The following is a 19645-nucleotide window of genomic DNA, read 5'->3' on the forward strand; positions in this document are numbered from 1 at the left end:
GTTCGTCCACCGGGCGGCGACCGGGACGTGCCGTTGGTTGGTGCTGGCCGCGCTCGTCGATCGGCCCTTAGGCGTTGAAGCTCTCCGCCTTCGCGAGGGCCCAGTTGCGCTTGTAGAATTCCGTACTGCACTGGCCGTCCAGCAGTTCGCCCGGCTGCAGGAAGACGTGGAGCTGGGAGAACTGCCGCACTTCGGTCGCGCTGATGCGGCGCACGAGATGATGCGCTCCGATCTCGCGCGGGTGGCTGACCCCTGCGGCGGCCATCATGTCGGATAGCGCGCGCAACGTGCTCTCGTGGAAACCGCGCACCCGCTCGGCCTTGTCCGGTACGACAAGCGCGCGCTGGCGCAAGCCGTCCTGGGTCGCGATGCCGGTGGGGCAGCGGTTGGTGTTGCAGGACAGCGACTGGACGCAGCCGAGCGCGAACATGAAGCCGCGGGCGGCATTGGCCCAGTCGGCCCCGATCGCAAGGACGCTGGCGATGTCGAACGCGCTGACGATCCGCCCCGCCGCGCCCACCTTGATGCGGTCGCGGATGCCGGCGCCGATCAGGACGTTGTGGACGAACAACAACCCCTCGCGCATCGGCACGCCGATGTGGTCGCTGAATTCGACGGGCGCCGCGCCGGTGCCACCTTCCGCGCCGTCCACCACGATGAAGTCGGGATAGACGCCGCTCGCCAGCATGGCCTTGACGATCGCCATGAATTCCCACGGATGGCCAAGGCACAACTTGAAGCCGACGGGCTTTCCGCCCGACAGCGTGCGGAGCTGGACTATGAACGCCATCATTTCAAGCGGGGTCGAAAAGGCGCTGTGGCTCGACGGCGATATGCAATCGCGTCCCATCGGCACGCCACGGGTCTCGGCGATCTCGGGCGTCACTTTGGCCGCGGGCAGGATGCCGCCGTGCCCGGGCTTGGCGCCCTGGCTCAGCTTGATCTCGATCATCTTCACCTGCTCGGTGCAGGCCTGGGCCGCGAAGCGATCGGGATCGAAGCGCCCTTCGGCATCGCGGCATCCGAAATAGCCGCTGGCGACCTCCCACACGATGTCGCCACCGAATTCGCGATGATAGGGGCTGATACTGCCTTCGCCGGTATCATGGCTGAACCCGCCGAGCTTCGCGCCCTTGTTGAGAGCGCGGATCGCGTTGGCGGAGAGCGAGCCGAAGCTCATCGCCGAGATGTTGAAGATCGACGCAGAATAAGGCTGGCCGCATTGGTCGCCGCCGATGGTGATGCGGAAGTCCCTGGGATCGGCAGCGGGCACCGGCCGCATCGAATGGCCGATGAACTCGTAGCCGTCGCGATAGACGTCCAGCAGGGTTCCGAAGGGATGATCGCCTGCCTCGCCCTTGGCCCGCCGATAGACCAGCGAACGCTGCGACCGGGAAAACGGCGTGGCCTCCTCGTCGGCCTCGAACAGATATTGGCGAAGCTCGGGGCGGATGAGTTCGACGAACCAGCGGATATGGCCGATGATCGGATAGTTGCGCTGGATCGAATGCATCGGCTGGGCAAGGTCGCGCAACCCGAGCAGCGTCAGCAGCACGGCCACGATCGCGGGCACCGTCAGCCAGTGATGGTCGGGCAGCAGCGCGATGGCGATCACGGCGATCGCGGCACAGACCAGAAGAGTGGTAAAACGATGCAATCTCATGGCCATGGCGGCAGACCTCTCCGAAACGAGGCCGCCGTTCTAGGCCATCGGTCCAGGGATATCGCGCGGAATCTGCCCCCGTGCGGTGCATCGAAGGCAAGCTGCGGACATCCCGCCCGCCGCCGGCCGGCAACCGTCGCTCAAGGATACCAGCGAGGCTCCACTTTCGCGGTGACCTCGGGAACCGGGCCGTTCAGCGCCGCGCCATGCTCCGCGCCAACGGAAGCGGGGTCCACGAAACCGTAGAAGGTGCCTCGCGACAGCGAGGCGCCCCGTTGCTCGATATCCCCGACGAGCCGGGCGCTGCCGGACAGCACGATGCCCTTTTCGTATTCGCCGATGCCCAGCATCGCGGTATCGGTCCGGGCGCCATCGCGCAGCACGGTGTCGCCGCGCAGCACCGTCAGGCCGGCGGCAACGGCATCGTCGCGGACCTGCGCCTGGTCCATGACGACGGCATGATCCTCGATCCGGGCCTTGCCGGAGACCGTGCCCGAGATGACGCGCGCATAGGGACCGACGTAGGCGCCGGTCGCGACTTTCGCGCCGGGTCCCACCCAGCCGCCGCCGTTCGGGTGGCGATGGCCGCCGGGGATGGGGGCAGGGGCCCCGGGCTGGAAACGCTCGGGCATGGCGCCTTCGAACTGGGCCATCCACGGGTAGCGGTAGATGGAATACCAAGGCTGGTCCCAGCGGATCTGCTGCATCTGCGACGGCGTGGCCATGACCATCAGGAACAGCCCGGTATCGCCCGGCTGCACGTCGATCGAGGCGGTGGCCTTGGCTCCGCGCTGCAGCGGGGCGTAGCGGCTCTTGCCGTCCGCGCCCACTGCCACGAGGCCCCAGCGCCAGTCGGACGACGGGGCCGGGATCGTCTCCGGCTCGTCGGCGAGGCCCGGGAGGGCGGTGACGGCGCTGGCCCGCTGGACGATCCCGCGGAAGGTCACGGTTACGCGGCGGCTGCCGGGGTCGGGGTAGAGCTTGGCCATGTTGTAGCCCCAGCGCTGCGGTGCCCACATGCCCGGCACCGCGAAGCGGCGTTTGCCCAGGTCGATGGGGTCGAGCACGGTGGCGGCAAGGATGTCCGGTCCGGTGGTCTGGTCGTACGTGCCGTAGTTGCGGCGGAAGACCGCGCCCTGGTCCGAGCCGTCGGGATTGGTGTAGTCCCAGTTGGCGTTGTGCAGCGCCCAGTCGCCGAACGCGTCGTTGAGCTGGTCCTGGGTCCAGCCCATGTTCTGCTTGAGCACGCTGATCGGATCGGCGGTGAGGTGCGCGGGGTCGGCAGTGCCGGGGGCCTTGCGCCAGATGTCGTTGACCGCCTCGAATCCGTGCTTGTCCTTGATGTATTCGAGGAACTGCCAGTTGCAGTACCGCGTGCGGGTGGAGCCGTAATAGAGGTGCGGGTACTGCTTGAGCAGGACCGAGCAATGGGTATTCTCGCGGAATTCCGGCAGTTGCACGGTCATCCAGTTGGCGTGGCTCTCGAACAGCCAGCCGGTGTAGGGCGAATCCATCAGGTGGCCGGTGGCGGCCTGCAGGGCATGGGTCAGCTCGTGCGCCAGGCCGAACCGGTCTTTCAGCGCGCCGGGGCCGATCCACATGCCCATGTGGCCCAGCGAGTCCGCGCCCCCCGTCAGCCCGTAGTCGACGCCGATATAGGCGTTGACCTTGAACTTCGTGGCCGAGCCGCAGTGCGGTTCCGGGAAGTGCAGGGTGCGGACGAAATAGTCCCAGACGTATTCGAGGTGCTTCACCGCTCCTTGGGCATCGACCTGCGTGACGGTGCCCGGCTTCCAGTGGAGCGCGAAATGGGCGCTCTGCATCTGCAGCGGCAGCGCGGAGTTGACCGCGTCGGAGGGATCGGTTTCCGCCACGCTCCAGCTTCCGGCCATGCAGGTGTTTGCGAAGGCCGGCGCCGCCGATACCCGAGCAGGCACCGGCGCGGCGATGGCCGGGTAGGGAAGCGCTGCCAGCGCCAGCACCGATGCCTGAAGCAATGTCCTCATGTCAGCGCGGGCTGAGCGTCACGGTGGTCGCGCCGCTGCCAAGCGGGATCGCGTAGCCGCCGCGATCGGCCGTGCCGGCTTCGGTCGCGTACGTGCGCCCGCCGCCGGTGGTCGTCTCGAACAGCAGGCGCGCGGTTGGCGCGGCGGTGCTGGAGGGGTCGAGAGCGAGCACGACCCTGCCGGACTTCGCATCGTACACGGCGCTTTGGATGCGGCCCGATTCCAGCGTGATCCACAAGCCGGCGGGGGCGACGAACAGCCGACGGCGGGCGCCGTCCTTCGGGGTCAGGCGCACTTGCGCACCCTTGGCCTCGATGTCTCCGCCAAACCCAAGCCAGCCCAGTTGCGGATCGTTGACCATGTAGCTGGCCGAGGTGATCGCATGGCCGTAGAAGCCCATGCCGTAGTCGCCGGTGATGACATCCCACTTCATCATGTCCGGCCAGGAATGGAACGCGGCCGAACCGAAGCCCTCCTGGTCGATGTTGGTCACGCCGCCCATCATGCCGCCGTAGGCGACGCGCAGCAGGTGCAGGTCGGCGGGGTTCTGGCGATAGGCGTCGAACAGCGGAACGGCGTTGAGAGCCGAGCCGTAGTGATGGATCTGCCGCTCGATGCGCGAGACCTTGCCGCCATAGAGGAAGTCCCAGTAGCGGCGGGCGTTGCCGTTGTATCCCCAGCTCGGGATCGTCGGATCGTAGCCGAGGATCACTTCGCGGGTGATGTCGGCCTGAGGCTGGTAACCGAAGTACCGCATCCAGGCGTAGACCTCGGGCTGGCCGGTGGAATCCCACGCCATCTCGCTGCCGAACGGGAACTTGAGCGTGCGCCAGTGATCGGCGCGAGCCTTCATCAGGCCTTCCATTTCGGTGGCTTGGGCGCTCAGGCCCTCGCGCTTGAGGTCCTTGAGGATGTCGACGAAGACATCGCCCTCCATCTGCCCGAACTGCGCGTAATACGGCGCATCGCGCATCATCGCGACCGAAGTGCGATAGGCCCAGTCGAGGTAGAATTTCCAGTCGTGCTGCTTGACCAGGCCCTGGTTGTCGCGGGCCAGACGGTACAGCACCCAGTGGCCGATCGCGACGTGGGGATAGTTGTAGGAGCGGCCGAGATCGTCCGAATCCTTCTTCGACCACGCGGTCCAGTTCTTCCAGTTGATGCCGGGATCGTAATAGTCCGGAAATTCCTTGGGGTCGTAGTAGAACAGGCTCTTCTTGACCGCACCGGCCTGCGCGCCGTCCGCGACCTGAAGGTGGCCGATCACGGTCTCGTTGACGAGCCGTTCCAGCTTGGCGACTTCCTCCGCGTTCGGATTGTCGAGCTGCTTGATCGCGGCGGCCACCCAGGAACCGGCGCCGCCCTCGTCGCTCATTCCCGAAACCCAGACGCGGCCGTCCTGGGTGAGGATCTTGTTGTCCTCGCGGTCGTAGGAAAGGATCGCGGGCGAGCGGTGGAAGGGGTCGTCCTTGCCTTCGAACCACTGCTTGGTCGTGGTGAAGTGGCCGATGTCGGCCATGACCTGGTCGAGCGGCTTGGTGATGTAGTAGCTCACCGTCTGCTTCTGGCCGTCGGCATAGGTCACGGTCAGGCGGGCCTGCCCCCAGCCGGTGGCCTTGACCTGGTAGCGGGCCCAGCCCTTGCCGGCCTTCCGCGAGGTCGCCGTCAGCGCGCCCAGCGGGAAGGATTCGATCTTCGCGACCTTGCTGGCGCTCTTGAGAAAGAGGCTGGCGGTCTGGTCGGTGGGCACGACGTAGCCCGGAATGCCGATCGCGACGGGGCGCCTGTTGGCGACCAGCGTGTCCTCGATCGCGCGCACGCTGGGCGCGGTCACGAAGCGCAGGCCGATGGTGCGGCTTTCACCCGGGGCGATGGTGAAGCTGGTGGGGTCGTTCCACTGCTGGCCAGCCCTGGCCCATTCCCTTTCGGCGAAGGCCTTGCTGGCGACCGTCCAGTCGTAGAACCCTTCCGAGACCTGCGTGCGCGGGCTGCGGTCGGTGAAGATATCGCCCTTGGACGCGCCGCGCGCTTCCAGCACCGGGCGATAGGCTTCGAGCGGGGTACCCTTCTCGGGCAGGACCAGCAGGGCCGGGCCCTGGCCGTTCAAACGGGTGACCTGCAGGTAGCCCGCGTCGCGGCCGATGTAGGGATCGACGAAGCTGGCCTGGGCGTGGGCCTGATCCAGATCGCGGTCGAGGATGATGTTGTCGAACACCATCGGCATGCCGAGGCCGCCGATCTCTACGGGCACGGTGCCGGTGTTCACCAGCGTGAAGCGCATCGCCAGCACGCCCGCGTCGTTCACCCAGCGGCGCTCGACGCGCAGGGGCATGGCGGAGCCCATCGACGCGGTGATGTCGGCGGCGGCGAGCACGTTGCCGCCGCCGGCAAGCGCGGCGATCTGCTTGCGGGCGTGGGCGGAGGAGAAGTCCTGCCAGTCGGCTCCGGCGGTCCTGAGGCGGATGTGGATATCGCCGATGTGGACGTAGCCGTCGCCCGCGCGCTCGGCCTCGCGGCTCGCGGGGACGAAGTCGAACGCGGCGTCACCGGTGGGAGACAGGTGCGCCAGCGTCTGCGTATCGGCGCGCAGGGCCAGGTCGAAGGCGGGCGTCGTCATGGCCGTGGTCTGGATCGGCGGGAAGACCGGCCTGGGCTTTTCCGCGCCTTCCTCCGCGTGGGCGAGAGTCATTGGCAGCAGGGCGGGGGCGGTGCCCAGCATCAGCGCGACGATCGGCAGGGGCTTGAACAGACGCTTCATTTCGAGTCCTCGCGGGATTTCACCGGGCCGAGCGGTGGGGGGCTTTCGCCGAGCAGGTATTGGGTGAAGTAGTCGCGCTGCTTCTTGAAGAAGAACGGCTGGTTGACCCGATGGGTGGTATTGGGCAGCACGACGAGATCGACGTCGCGTCCGGCATCCATCAGCGCCTTGGCAAGGCGGAAGCTCTCGGTGATCGGCACGTTGTCGTCGATGTCGCCGTGGATCAGCAGCAGGTGCCCCTTGAGCTGGCCCGCGACCGACATGTTGGAATTGCGTTCCCACGTCGCCTCGTCCGGGTTGCCCATCGAGACTTCGGGCCACCACGTCTTGTCGAGCCGCAGGTCGTGATTGCCCGAGGACGACACGCCTACCTTGAAGAAATCCGGGCGGCGCAGGACGAAGCGCGCCGTATCGTAGCCCCCCGCCGAGCCGCCGAACACGCCGACGCGGGTAGTATCCATGTACGGATACTTCGCCGCCATCTGCCGGATCAGTGCGATGTGATCGTCGAGGCCGACTTCGCCCAGGTTCTGGAAGGCGGGAAGCCGGAAGGCCTGTCCGCGCCGCGAGGTGCCGGTGCCGTCGATCATGACCACGATCGCGCCGATCTGGGCAAGGCTGTTGCCGCTCACGCGCCGCGCGTCGGACCAGGTGGCGGGCACGTCGGTGGTGGTGGGGCCGGTGTAGACGTTGTCGATCACCGGATAGCTGCGCCTGGGGTCGAAGTTCGCAGGCCGCAGGATCATGCCGTAGATCGGCGTCGTGCCGTCCGCGGCGAGGCCCTGGAACGGCTCGGGCGCGGTATAGCCCCGGGCGCGCAGGCGGCTGTCGTCGGCCCTGGCCAGTTCCTTGACGATGCGGCCCGTCCTGCCATCGCGCAGCACCGCGCGGGTGGGCGAGACAGGGCTGGACATCTGGTCGACGATCCACTTGCCGTCGGGCGATACCCTGGCGTCGTGGTCGAGCGGCTCTGGCGTCAGTTCGGTGAGATCGCCGCCTTTGGCGGGCACCCGGTACAGGGCGCGCCAGTAGGGATTGCGCCGTGCCTCGCGGCCGACGCCGGTGACGACCAGCGCGGACTTGTCCTCCTCGACGTGATCGACGGACAGCACTTCCCACTTGCCCTGCGTAAGCGCGGTGCCGCCATCGGGCGCGTCGGGCTTCACGAGATAGAGCTGCGCCCAGCCGGTCCGCTCGGAGATGGAAAGCTCGCCGCCCAGCTCGGGCGCGGGCATCATCATGCTGGAGGTCACCGTGACCACCGGCTTCACCGCCTCGTGCGCCACGATGGTTGCGATGCCGGTCTCGGGGTCGGCGGTGTAGACCGCCTGCTGGCCGTAGCCGCGCTCGGTCCAGAGCATGCGCGGCTTGCCGTCCACCCAGTTCAGGTCGGGCGCGGCCGGGTAGAGCAGGGATTCTGCCGGCATGCGGATCGGTACGATCCTGGCCTTGCGCGCCTTCGTCGCCGCGCGCACGTCGACCACGAGGCGGGTCGCCTGCGGGAGCTTTTCCGCCCCGGCCAGCGGATAGACGTAGGAGAAGCTGCGCGGATAGAAGCTGCCCGGCGGGTTCTGCTGGGTGATCGAAAGCTTCTTCACCTCGCGCGTATCGAGCCGCCAGGTCAGGAGGTAGCGGCTGTCGGGCGACCACTGGGCGGAAACCGGCATTGCCGGTTCCTCCGTCCCTTCGCGCAGGATGTCGGACAGTTCGGGGATCGAACGGCCATAGGGCTGTTCGCGCGTGCCATCGGTGGTGAGCGGCACTTCGCGGCCCGTCGCCACGTCGACGGCGATCAGGTTGAAATCGCGCGCGACGATCTTCGTCTTGCCGTCGGGGGACAGCAGGTCGAGTTCGCGATGGTCGGCTTCCTCGATCTGCGACGCCTTGCCCGCGGTGTCGATGGCCCACAGGGCACCGTCGAAGGCGTGGAACTTCAATTCGTCTTTCGCCGGGTCGTAGTCGACTTCGGTGATCCGCGCCTCGTCGATGGTCACCGCCTTGCCTGTGGCGGCGGACAGCGCGGCAAGGAGCGCGGCGGTCGTCGTCACCTGCCGGGTTTCGCGCGTCGCCAGGTCGAGCAACTGGTAGCGCTGGTCCGCGCGGTTGCCGGTGCGGTAGAACAGGCCGCCCTCGACGAAGCGCGGCGCGATGTCGGCGTTGTCGATGAGGTCGCCCAGCGCATTGCCCAGGAAGGCTTCGGCCGCGGCGTAGCGCTGGGCAATGCTGGGCTGGGCAGGAGCGGCGACACCGCGCGGGCGGGCAGCTTCGGCATGAACTACCGCGGGGAGCATGGCGGCGGACCCGAGCGCCCAGGCGATGGCGAACACGCTGATGGATCGGGACATGCGGGGGAGGGATGCGCTCACGGCTATGGCCCGTCGGTTATTTCAGGGGAACGCCCTCGTCATGACGGGCACCGCGATAGGCGTCAAGAAAAATATACGATATATGATCTGCGCTTTTCGTGTCCTGCTCTTGCGCAATGCATGCTAGGGGACGGCACGGACGAAGAAAGAGAGCGCGATGGCCGATTTGGGTTTGGGCGAAGGGATCGAGGGCCTGCCGTTGCCGAGCGGCCGGCTGCATCACGTCGTGGCCCAGCGGCTCGCGACCCAGATCGTCAGTGGCGCCATGCCCGCCGGGCACGTCTTCCCGGCCGAGGTGGAGCATGCCGACATGCTCGGCGTCTCCCGCTCGGTCCTGCGCGAGGCGTTTCGCATGCTGACCGCCAAGGGCCTCGTCAGCAGCCGTCCCAAGGCGGGTACGCGGATCAACGAGCGTCGCAAGTGGAACCTGCTCGACCCGGACGTGCTCGGCTGGCAGATCCAGTGCGGGGCGAGTGACGCATTCCTGCGCGACCTGTTCGAACTGCGCATGGTGGTGGAGCCTCAGGCTGCCGAAATGGCCGCCATGCGTCGTGACGAGGGACAACTGGTCGACATGGCCAACGCGCTCGATGCGATGGAGCGGTTTACCCTTTCCACGCCCAAGGGCCGCGCCGCCGACATCCGCTTTCACGAGCTGCTGATGGAGGCGACCCGCAACGAGATGCTGCTGGCGCTGTCCAACTCGATCTCCACCGCCATCGCCTCGACCACGGCGATCAAGCAGAGCCTCGACGGGGCGCCGCGCAATGCCATGCCCGAACACTATGCGCTCTATACCCAGATCGCCGAGCGCAATCCCCGGCAGGCACGCAAGGCGATGATTACCCTGATCGAACTGGCGCATTCGGATACCAAGATTGCCTTGAAGCGGTAAGCGCTCGAAGCGGGGGTTGACTTCGCCGGACCGCCTTCTATCAATAACGTATACGATATTCGATAGGAGTTTTGCGGGCATGAAGGCCAATCGGCGCGAATGGATGGCGGGTGTTGCGGCGCTGGCGCTTTGCTCTGTTCCCTTGAAGGGCTTCGCGGCGATCGTCGCGCCCAGGGTGCCGCTCAAGGCAAGGCCCCTGCCGCTGACCGACGTGCGCCTGCGCCCTTCGGCCTTCGCGACGGCGGTGGACGTGAACATCGACTATCTGTTGTCGCTCAGTCCCGATCGGTTCCTGCACAACTTCCGCAAGTATGCGGGGCTCGAACCCAAGGCGCCGATCTATGGCGGCTGGGAATCGGACACGATCGCCGGCCATACGCTGGGCCATTACATGACCGCGCTGGTGCTGGGCTGGCAGCAGACCGGCAACCCCGAATGTCGCCGCCGCGCCGACTACATCGTCGACGAGCTGGCGCTGTGCCAGTCGAAGCGCAGCGACGGTTATATCGGCGCGCTGGGGCGCAAGACCAAGGACGGCCAGATCGTCGATGGCGAGGCGATCTTCCCCGAAGTGATGCGTGGAGAGATCAAGTCCGGCGGTTTCGACCTCAACGGTTCGTGGTCGCCGCTCTACACGGTGCACAAGTACTTCGCCGGCTTGCTCGACGTTCATGGCGCCTGGGGCAATGCCAAGGCGCTCGACGTGGCGATCGGCCTCGGCGGTTACTTCGAGAAGGTGTTCGCCGCGCTCGACGACAAGCAGATGCAGGACCTTCTCAACTGCGAATACGGCGGCCTCAACGAAAGCTACGCCGAACTCTACGCCCGCACCGGCGACTTGCGCTGGCTCAAGGTGGCGGAGCACATCTTCGACCGCCGCGTCCTCGATCCGCTGGTGGCGCAGGAGGACAAGCTCTCCAACTTCCACGCCAATACCCAGGTGCCCAAGCTGATCGGCCTTGGCCGCATCCACGAACTGACCGGCAGGGACGAGCCGGGCCGCGCCGCGCGCTTCTTCTGGGAGCGGGTTACCGGGCACCACAGCTACGTGATCGGCGGCAATGCCGATCGCGAATACTTCTTCGATCCCGACACGGTGGCGCTGCACCTCACGGAATCGACGTGCGAGCATTGCAATACCTACAACATGCTCAAGCTGACCCGGCAGCTTTACGGCTGGCAGCCCGACGGCGCGCTGTTCGATTACTACGAGCGTGCGCACCTCAACCACGTTCTCTCGGCGCAGAACCCGGCGACCGGCGGCTTCACCTACATGACGCCGATGATGAGCGGTGCCGCGCGCGGTTATTCGCAGCCGGGCGAGGAAGCGTTCTGGTGCTGCGTCGGTTCGGGCATGGAAAGCCACGCCAAGCACGGCGATTCCATCTTCTGGGAGGGTGAGGACACCCTGTTCGTCAATCTCTACATCCCCGCCAGCGTACAATGGCGGGCAAAGGGCGTGGCGGCGGCGTTGGATACCGAATATCCGTTCAAGTCCGACGTACGCTTCACGCTCGATGCGGTGAAGCAGGGCAAGTTCGCGCTGGCGCTGCGCATTCCGGCGTGGACGGAAGGTCGCGCCCGGATCACCGTCAACGGCGCCGCAGTCCCTTCCACTCCGACCAACGGCTACGCCTTCGTCGAGCGCCGCTGGAAGAAGGGCGACGTGGTGGCGCTGCACCTGCCGCTGGACCTGCGCCTGGAAGCCGCGCCCGGCTCGCCAGAGGTCGTCGCGGTGGTCCGCGGCCCGCTGGTGCTTGCCGCAGACCTCGGGCCTTCGGAGACGGAATGGACCGGCGTGGAGCCGGCGATGGTCGGCGACGCGCCGCTGACCGCTTTCGCCCCCATGGTTTCGGACCGTCCGCGCTTCCAGACGGCCGGCATCATCCGCCCGGGCAACCTCACCTTCGTCCCTTTCTACAGCCAGTACGAGCGCCGCAGCGCAGTCTACTTCAAGCGCTTCACCGAGGCCGGCTGGAAGACCGAGGAAGCCGCGTTCCTTGCCGAGCAGGCCCGCCAGAAGGACCTGGCCGCCCGATCGATCGACTTCATGCACCTGGGCGAGATGCAGCCGGAGCGCGACCACAACCTCACCTCGGAAATCTCGTTCCCGGCGTCGTACCGGGGGCGCAACGGCCGCGATGCCCGTTCGGGCGGCTACTTCGAGTTCACGATGAAGGTGAAGCCCGGCCCGCTGCTCCTCCAGGCCAGCTACTGGGGCGGCGAGCGTTCGCGCACCTTCGACATCCTCGTAGACAACGTGAAGATTGCCACGCAGCGCCTTGAAAACGACCGTCCCGGCAAGTTCTTCGATGTCGAATATTCGCTGCCCGAGGCACTGACCAGGGGCAAAAGCAGCGTCAAGGTGCGCTTCGTGCCCGCCGACCGCAGCTCCGCCGGGCCGGTATTCGGCGTGCGCCTGTTCACCGCGAAGCCCGATGCAGGCAATGTCGGCGCGGCGAAGTGAGCGTGGCGGATGAGGTTGCGCTGACGCTGGCGCAAGCGGACGAACTGGCGCGCGCCGTGTTGCAGGCGTGGGGGCTGGCGCCCGACCACGCCGCCGCCGTTGCCGAGACGATGGTTTCGGGCGAGCGGGACGGGTGTACCTCGCACGGCTTGTATCGCCTGCTGGTGGCCGCCCAGTCGATCGAGCGGGGCGTGGTCGTTCCCGATGCCGTTCCCGAAGTGAGCGAGCCTGCCGCCGCTCTGGTGCGGGTGGACGGGAAGGGCGGCTTTGCGCAGCTTCCCTTCCGCCAGGGCATGCCGCTGCTGGTCGAAAAGGCGCGCAAGTACGGCATCGCCGCCATGGCGCTGAACGAGGTGGTCCACTTCGCCGCGCTCTGGCCGGAGGTCGAGGCGCTGGCCGAGCAGGGGCTTGTCGCGCTTGCCTTCACGCCCAGCCATGCCTGGGTCGCGCCGGAAGGCGGCACCCGGCCCGTGTTCGGCACCAACCCGATCGCCTTCGGATGGCCGCGTCCCGGCACCGCGCCGTTCGTGTTCGATTTCGCCACGAGCGCCGTCGCGCGCGGGGAGATCGAACTGCACCGCCGCGCCGGCAAGGCGATCCCGCTCGAGTGGGGATACGATGCGCAGGGCAACCCGTCCGCGGATGCCGAGGCGGTGCTGGACGGTGCGATGCGCACCTTCGGCGCCCACAAGGGGTCGGCGCTGGCGGCGATGGTGGAACTGCTTGCCGGGCCGCTGATCGGCGACATGACCAGCGCGGAATCGCTGGCGGCCGACCGGGCGCGCGGCGGATCGCCGCTGGGCGGCGAACTGATCGTTGCCATCGATCCGGCGGGCTTCCTGGGCGCCGGCATGGACGAACACTTGCGCCGGGCCGAGGCGATGTTCGCCGCGATCGAGGGGCAGGGCGCCCGACTTCCCGGGTCGCGCCGCCTGGTCGCCCGCGCGCGATCCGAAGTCGACGGGCTGCGCATACCGGCAAAGCTCCACCAGGATATTATCGAGGTTCTCGAAAGGGGAAATGACGTGAACACATCGGTTGCCCGGGCCATGTTGATGGCCGGTGCCGCGCTTGCCGCCGCGCCCGGCGTGACGGCCGCGGCGCCCACCGCCCAAGTGGAGGCCCGCAGCGCCGACAAGGCATTCGAGGCGATCTATACGGCCGAATACGAATGGCGCCAGAAGCAGGCCGGCCCTTGCGAGGATACCCCGAAGAACAGCCGGATCATCCTGCCCGACCTCGGCCCCAAGGCGCAGGCGGATCGTCTCGCCTGCTGGGAAAAGGTCGAAAGGCAGCTCGGCGCCATCCGGCAGGACCGGCTTTCGCCTGCCAACCGCGTCAACTTCGCTGTCTACAAGGGGCAGATCGACGCCCTGCTCGCCGCCCAGCGCTACCGCGACTACGAAAAGCCGTTCAATGCCGACACCAGCTTCTGGGGCGACCTCGGCGACTGGGCGCGCAACCCACTGAAGGACCAGGCGGCGGCCGACGACTATATCGAAATGCTGCGCGAGATCCCGCGCTACTACGACCAGCAGATCGACAACATGCGTGCCGGGCTCGCGCGGGGATTTTCCGCGCCGCAGGTCACGCTGGCGGGCCGCGACAAGGGCATCGAACTGGTCGCGCAGGCAAAGACGGCGGAGGCATCGCCCTTCTACGAACCGTTCAAGGCACTGCCTTCGACGATCCCCGCCGAAAGGCAGGAAAAGCTGCGTGTCGAAGCGCGCCAGCTGATTACCCGGGGCGTCGTCCCGGCCCACGCGAAGCTGCTGGCCTTCCTGCGCCGCGAGTACGAGCCGGGCGCGCGCAAGACGTTGGCCGCCTATGCCCTGCCCGACGGCGAGGCCTACTACCGCTCCAAGATCCGCGAGTTCGTGACGCTCGACAAGAGCCCGGCGGAGATCCACCAGACCGGCCTGTCCGAGATGGAGCGGATCCGTACGCAGATGAGCGAAGTGATGCACCAGGTCGAATTCAAGGGCGACCTGAAGGCGTTCCTGCACTTCCTGCGCACCGATCCGCAGTTCTATCCCAAGACGCCGAACGAACTGCTCTATCGTGCCGCCTGGATCGCCAAGACGTTCGACGGCAAGGCCTCGCAGTTCTTCGGACGGATGCCGCGCAGCCGCTTTGCCATCAAGCCGGTGCCGGACGACATAGCGCCGTTCTATACCGGCGGGCGGGGCGGGCCGGGCATCTACCTCGTCAATACCTACGATCTGCCCTCGCGCCCGTTCTACTCGCAGATCGCGCTGACCCTGCACGAAAGCGCCCCGGGGCACGCGATGCAGATGCCGCTGGCGGCCGAGAACGCCGACTTGCCCGCCTTCCGCCGCGACAGCTACCTGCCTGCCTATGGCGAGGGCTGGGCGCTCTACTGCGAGGCGCTGGGCGAGGACATGGGCATGTACGAAACGCCCTACGACCGCTTCGGCATGCTCAGCTACCAGGCCTGGCGTGCCTCGCGCCTCGTCGTCGATACCGGCATTCACGCGATGGGCTGGTCGCGCGAGCAGGCGCAGGCGTATCTGCGCGACAATACCGCGCTGTCCGATCACGAAATCGAGACCGAGGTGGACCGCTACATCTCCTGGCCCGGTCAGGCCTTGTCCTACTATATGGGCCAGCTCGCCTTCGTGAACGCGCGCCGCAAGGCCGAAAAGGCGCTCGGCCCCAAGTTCAACATCCGCGCCTTCCACGATGCCGTGCTCGAACTGGGCGGCGTGCCGCTGCCGGTCATCGAAACCCGCGTCGACCAGCTCATCAAGGACGACGGCAAGGGACCCTATCCCGATGAGGAATGAACCGATGATCCGCCTTGCCGCAGCCCTGCTTGGCGCCACGGCGCTGGCCGCTCCGGCGCTCGCCCGGGATGCACGCGAACTGACCGTACCGGGCAACCCGATCCTCGCGGACGGTGACTATTACTCGACCGATCCGGCCCCCTTCGTTGCGGACGGGCAGCTCTGGGTCCTTGCCGGCCGCGACCAGGCGCCGCCGGACGTCAACGACTTCATCATGGGCGAATGGCAGCTCCTGAAGACGGCCGACCCGGCATCGGGCAAATGGACGCACTACCCCGCGATCGCCAAGCCGGAGAACGTCTTCGCGTGGGCCGAGGAGGCGCGCGCCTATGCCGGGCAGATCGTCCAGGGCCCGGACAGGCGCTACTACTTCTATGCCCCGGTGCTGGAGAGGAACAGCGATGCCGCGGACCGCTTCGCGATCGGCGTCGCCGTCGCCGACAGCCCGGTCGGACCGTGGCGCGATGCCCATCCGGCGGGGCCGATCATCTCGCAGCGGGTGCCCTCCGCCAACACCATCCAGAACATCGACCCCACCGTTCTGATCGACGACGACGGCCGGGTCTACGTCTACTGGGGTACGTTCGGTCAGTTGCGCGGCATGGAACTGGCGCGCGACATGATGACGCCGAAAGGCCCGGAGCAGACGATCGAGGGCCTGGACGGCTTCTTCGAGGCGCCCTGGATCATGAAGCGCAAGGGCACCTACTACATGCTCTACGCCGGCAACAGGGCCGGGCCCACCTCGGACTGCACCCCTGCGGTCTATCACGCCTGCATCGCCTATGGCACGGCGCCTTCGCCGATGGGGCCATGGACGTATCGCGGCGTGGCGCTCAAGCCCGTGTCCTCGACCACGTCGCACCCCGGCGCGGTGGAGTTCAAGGGCCAGTGGTACATGGCCTACCACACCGCCGATGCGAAAGGCGGCGGCCATTTCCGGCGTAGCGTCGCGCTCGACCGGATGGAGTGGGACGACAGCGTCACCCCAGCGCGCATCCGCACCGTGGTGCCGACCCTGCGCCCGCAGCCGCCGCTCGCGCCAAGCCGCAACATCGCGCGCTCCGCCTGGGCCACGGCCTCGAACGACCCGGTGCCGGTGCAGTTCTGGATCAAGTCGCTCAACGACGGGATCGTCAAGGACGCCCCGCTGCCGCCCGACATGTGGGGAAGCTGGACCCCGAACAACCCGCCGCGCCAGTGGATCGAGTACCGCTGGGACAAGCCGGTCACGCTCGACGGCTCGCGCATCCGGTTCTGGAACGACCAGCCGGCCGGCTCGGGCCTGGGCGTGGCGCCGCCGGCTGCCTGGCACCTGGAATACTGGAGCACTGCTGGCAAGGGAGGCTGGAAGCCGGTTCGCGGCGCCAGCGGCTATGGGGTCGCAAGCGGCGCCTGGCAGGACGTGTCGTTCCGCGCCGTCACCACCCGATGCCTGCGCGCGGTGATGGATGCGTCCACCGACGGCAAGACCCACGCGGCCCTCGCCGTGCAGGAGTGGGAGGCGCTCGCACCCGCCGCGCAGCCGGTCACCCTGCACCGTGAGCAGGCCCCGCGCCCGGCCTGCAAATGACACGCTGACGGCGGAATACGGGCCACCGGACGGGGCGCGGGTGAGCAACCCGTGCCCCGAAGTGCTTGTCTTTCCAGATATATCTCCATCGAGACATTTGTCGGACATAAAATTCGCCAAACCGCCACAATCGGGTTGACTCAGTTTAGATATCATAGGAAGTATACGATATAAGTTCAGGCGGCCACATCGAAGGCGCCGGATATTCAACCAGGGGGTTTGTGATGACATCTTTAAAAGCCTTGAAGCTATCGACGGCGCTGTCTTCGGCCGCGATCCTGGTCGCGGGCATAGCGCCGATGGCACAGGCCCAGACCGCGGAAGAAACCCCGAGCGAAACGATCGTAGTCACAGGTGTCCGCGCGAGCGTGGAAGCCGCCGCCGTCAAGAAGCGCAAGGCCAAGCAGATCGTCGACTCGATCGTCGCCGAAGATGTCGGCAAGTTGCCCGACAACAATGTCCCCGAAGCGATCGCCCGGGTGACCGGCGTCCAGATCACCCGGTCGCACGGGGAGGGCGGGGACATCTCGATCCGTGGCATGAGCGACATCTCCACGACGGTGAACGGCTATGATGCCGCCAGCGGCGTCGGCCGCTCCATGAACCTTTCGGACATTCCGGCCGAACTGCTCAAGTCGGTGGACGTCTACAAGACCCGCACGCCGGACCAGGTGGAAGGCGGCATCGCCGGCACCGTGAACGTCGAACTGCGCCGCCCGCTCGACCTCGAGCGAGGCCTGACGGTCGCCGGAAGCTTCCGCGAAGTGTTCTCCAGCATCGGCGATACCAAGAGCCCTTACGGAAGCCTGCTCGTCGGCGAGCGCTTCGATACCGGCATCGGCGAGATGGGCTTCCTGATAAACGCCTCGTACACGCGCAATCACTACAACGAGACGTTCATCGAGAGCGAAACGCCGGGGGTCTTCTTCGGGACCGACCTGAACAGCATTCCCGTTGCCCAGCAGGGCACGACCCTCGTTCCCTATGCGGTGAATTACGGCGTCGAGGAGGGCAAGATTTCGCGCCCCGCCATCAATGCCGTGTGGCAGTGGCGGGCGAGCGACCAGCTCGATTTCGTCGTCGAGGGCAACTACTTCGGCAGCCGCGAAAAGCGTTCGCGCGACCGGCTGCATCTGGTCGCCCGCAATGGCAATTACAACATCTCGGGTATCAGCTACGCCGACAACGGCAACTCCGATTACCAGACGATCGACGGCTTGACAGTCACCCCGGCTACCGGCGTCGTGAACGGCGGGCCGGAATCATATTATGAAGAAGTCAATTCCTACAATTACGGCGGAAACTTCGAAGCCCATTGGCACAACGATCATACCCGGATCAATTTTGCCACGCAGTACAATAAATCACGTCGCGAGAATTACGGGATTCTCACCAGCTATCGTTTTGCGACGGCCCAGAGCGCCACGCTCGACATGGATACCGACGTGGGATCGGGCCGAGGCCCGTCCGTCACGTTCAACGGCGTCGACTTGAGCGATCCGGGCGAGTACCAGTTGTTCAACGTTCACGACGAACGCAGCGTCGAGACCAGCAAGAGCTTTGCAGCCCAGGTCGACCTCGTCCAGAACCTCACGACCAACGGCCTGCTGCGGGATTTCAGCATGGGCGCGCGATACAGCTCGCGTGAAATTCGCTTCACCAACGGCTATCGCGACAGTTTCCCGCAAGTCGACGGCGCTTCGCCGACTTTGGACGAAGTGGGCTACGACTACATCGCCAGCACTCCCGAAGTCTCCGGTTTCGATTCGCCGACCTGGTATCATCTCGACGGCGCCAGCTTGATGAGCAATTTCGATGCGGTGCGCTCGTGGGTCCAGGCCAACAAGACGGACGGCGGCTCCAACTGGACGACCAAGTATCCCAGCTTGAGCCTTGGCAACGGCTACGGATCGACCGAGCGTACTTTCGCGGTCTACGGCCAGTTCAATTATGCCATGAAGCTTGGCGTTCCGATCGACGGCGTTTTCGGAGCGCGCGTGGTCAATACCTGGGGTGTCAGCGACAGTGTGCAGAACCGGCTCGACGTCAACTGGAACCCGACCATCACGACGTCTTCGGGCAAGGGCAACTTCATCGACGTGCTGCCCAGCTTCAATGCGATCGCGCATCTTGCTTCCAAGGTTCAGTTGAGGCTGGCCTGGACGAAGAACGTCCAGCGCGTGGGCTTCTACGAGTTGCGCCCGAGCCGCGTGGTCCAGCTCAACAACACGACCGTATATGCCGGCAACCCCGATCTGAAGGCCTATACCGAAAACAGCTTCGACGCCTCGCTCGAATACTATTTCGGTCGCGCAGGATCGATCTCCGTGGCGACGTACCTCAAGAAGCCGAAAGGCTATATATACTACAGCGTCGCGCGCGAATACGTGCCCGAGTTCCCCGGCGAGGTCGGCGTTCCCAATGGTGACGTCTGGACCAACCGCAACGCGGGGGGCGGCACCTTCCAGGGATACGAGATCGCGGCACAGTCGTTCTTCGACTTCCTCCCCGGAATTCTTCGCAACTTCGGCGCTTCCGCGAATTTGACCTATCTTGCCAAGGGCAAGATCGATTACCCGGACGGATCGGACTCGAACGCCATCGGCATGTCCAAGATGACGTACAATCTGGCACTCTACTACGATACGCCGCAGTTCAGTACCCGTGTTGCGTGGAACCATCGTTCCAGGTTCCGTACCGGGGTGTTCAGCGATTTCCCCGAGTATTCGCCCTACGTCGATGCGACTTCGCGTCTCGATGCCGCCGTGAACTATACTCCGTTCAAGTTCGTGACCTTCAGCATCGAAGGGACCAATCTGCTGAAGAACAATACGCAGTCCTGGTGGGGCAAGGACCGGCTGGTGCCTCTCGGCGTGCGTCTGCAGGCGCGTACCGTTCAGGCAAGTGCCCGTTTCCGGTTCTGAGCATGGATATCGCGCAGGCCACGGGTTGAAGGACGGGCCGCGGTGCGATGCATCGCGGCCCTTCGAATGTCACCCGCGAGGGCAAGGCGGGTTACAAAATCGCGAAGACCCGATCGATAAGTGACAAATGGCATTGCGTTGCAGCATATAATATCGTATACGATATCTCAAGCTAACGCATAACAG

General features: G+C 66.1%; 8 protein-coding genes and 2 pseudogenes. 6 read left to right on the forward strand and 4 right to left on the reverse strand.

From position 1 onward, the window contains the following. Positions 1–67: 67 nt before the first annotated feature. From ACFFDA_RS06505 to ACFFDA_RS06520, 4 genes are all read right to left on the reverse strand, one after another. Positions 68–1663 carry an FMN-binding glutamate synthase family protein gene (locus ACFFDA_RS06505; protein ID WP_404478305.1) on the reverse strand — a complete coding sequence of 532 codons (1596 nt, stop codon included), beginning with the start codon at positions 1661–1663 and terminating at the stop codon, positions 68–70. A 140-nt stretch (positions 1664–1803) separates the two neighbouring features. Then, entirely contained in the window at positions 1804–3669 is a 1866-nt protein-coding gene (locus tag ACFFDA_RS06510) for an Svx/AvrXca family virulence/avirulence protein (protein ID WP_404477144.1), read from the reverse strand. 1 nt (position 3670) lies between these two features. After that, on the reverse strand, positions 3671–6427 hold the full coding sequence (locus ACFFDA_RS06515; RefSeq protein ID WP_404477146.1) for a DUF5695 domain-containing protein: 2757 nt from the start codon (positions 6425–6427) through the stop codon (positions 3671–3673). After that, on the reverse strand, positions 6424–8772 hold the full coding sequence (locus ACFFDA_RS06520; RefSeq protein ID WP_404477148.1) for a prolyl oligopeptidase family serine peptidase: 2349 nt from the start codon (positions 8770–8772) through the stop codon (positions 6424–6426). The genes ACFFDA_RS06515 and ACFFDA_RS06520 overlap by 4 nt, the downstream gene beginning before the upstream one ends. Before the next feature lie 178 nt (positions 8773–8950). Here ACFFDA_RS06520 and ACFFDA_RS06525 point away from each other — a divergent pair, with 178 nt between their 5' ends. The 6 genes and pseudogenes from ACFFDA_RS06525 (at position 8951) to ACFFDA_RS06550 (ending at position 19459) form a co-directional block, all read left to right on the forward strand. Beyond that, positions 8951–9688, forward strand: a complete 738-nt coding sequence (locus ACFFDA_RS06525) for a FadR/GntR family transcriptional regulator (protein WP_404477149.1) — start codon at positions 8951–8953, stop codon at positions 9686–9688. Between the two features lie 79 nt (positions 9689–9767). Next, on the forward strand, positions 9768–12155 hold the full coding sequence (locus tag ACFFDA_RS06530; RefSeq protein WP_404477151.1) for a beta-L-arabinofuranosidase domain-containing protein: 2388 nt from the start codon (positions 9768–9770) through the stop codon (positions 12153–12155). Beyond that, positions 12152–13153: pseudogene (locus ACFFDA_RS06535) on the forward strand (Ldh family oxidoreductase); the annotation flags it as partial. The gene ACFFDA_RS06530 and the pseudogene ACFFDA_RS06535, both read left to right, overlap by 4 nt. A gap of 243 nt (positions 13154–13396) precedes the next feature. Beyond that, positions 13397–14962, forward strand: a pseudogene (locus tag ACFFDA_RS06540) (DUF885 domain-containing protein); the annotation flags it as partial. A 4-nt stretch (positions 14963–14966) separates the two neighbouring features. Continuing rightward, entirely contained in the window at positions 14967–16535 is a 1569-nt protein-coding gene (locus ACFFDA_RS06545; RefSeq protein WP_404477153.1) for a family 43 glycosylhydrolase, read from the forward strand. Between the two features lie 224 nt (positions 16536–16759). After that, positions 16760–19459: a TonB-dependent receptor gene (locus tag ACFFDA_RS06550; RefSeq protein WP_404477155.1), complete on the forward strand. Its 2700-nt coding sequence runs from the start codon at positions 16760–16762 to the stop codon at positions 19457–19459. Positions 19460–19645: the final 186 nt, after the last annotated feature.

The sequence above is a fragment of the Novosphingobium sp. BL-52-GroH genome (assembly GCF_044813085.1).
In the GTDB taxonomy this organism is placed as follows: Bacteria; Pseudomonadota; Alphaproteobacteria; order Sphingomonadales; family Sphingomonadaceae; genus Novosphingobium.

Bases quoted from the DNA above. Each gene is read 5' to 3' on its own strand.
- ACFFDA_RS06530 (WP_404477151.1), top strand. From the start codon at position 9,768: ATGAAGGCCAATCGGCGCGAATGGATGGCGGGTGTTGCGGCGCTGGCG.
- ACFFDA_RS06525 (WP_404477149.1), top strand. From the start codon at position 8,951: ATGGCCGATTTGGGTTTGGGCGAAGGGATCGAGGGCCTGCCGTTGCCG.
- ACFFDA_RS06545 (WP_404477153.1), top strand. From the start codon at position 14,967: ATGATCCGCCTTGCCGCAGCCCTGCTTGGCGCCACGGCGCTGGCCGCT.
- ACFFDA_RS06510 (WP_404477144.1), bottom strand. From the start codon at position 3,669: ATGAGGACATTGCTTCAGGCATCGGTGCTGGCGCTGGCAGCGCTTCCC.
- ACFFDA_RS06520 (WP_404477148.1), bottom strand. From the start codon at position 8,772: ATGTCCCGATCCATCAGCGTGTTCGCCATCGCCTGGGCGCTCGGGTCC.
- ACFFDA_RS06550 (WP_404477155.1), top strand. From the start codon at position 16,760: ATGACATCTTTAAAAGCCTTGAAGCTATCGACGGCGCTGTCTTCGGCC.
- ACFFDA_RS06505 (WP_404478305.1), bottom strand. From the start codon at position 1,663: ATGAGATTGCATCGTTTTACCACTCTTCTGGTCTGTGCCGCGATCGCC.
- ACFFDA_RS06515 (WP_404477146.1), bottom strand. From the start codon at position 6,427: ATGAAGCGTCTGTTCAAGCCCCTGCCGATCGTCGCGCTGATGCTGGGC.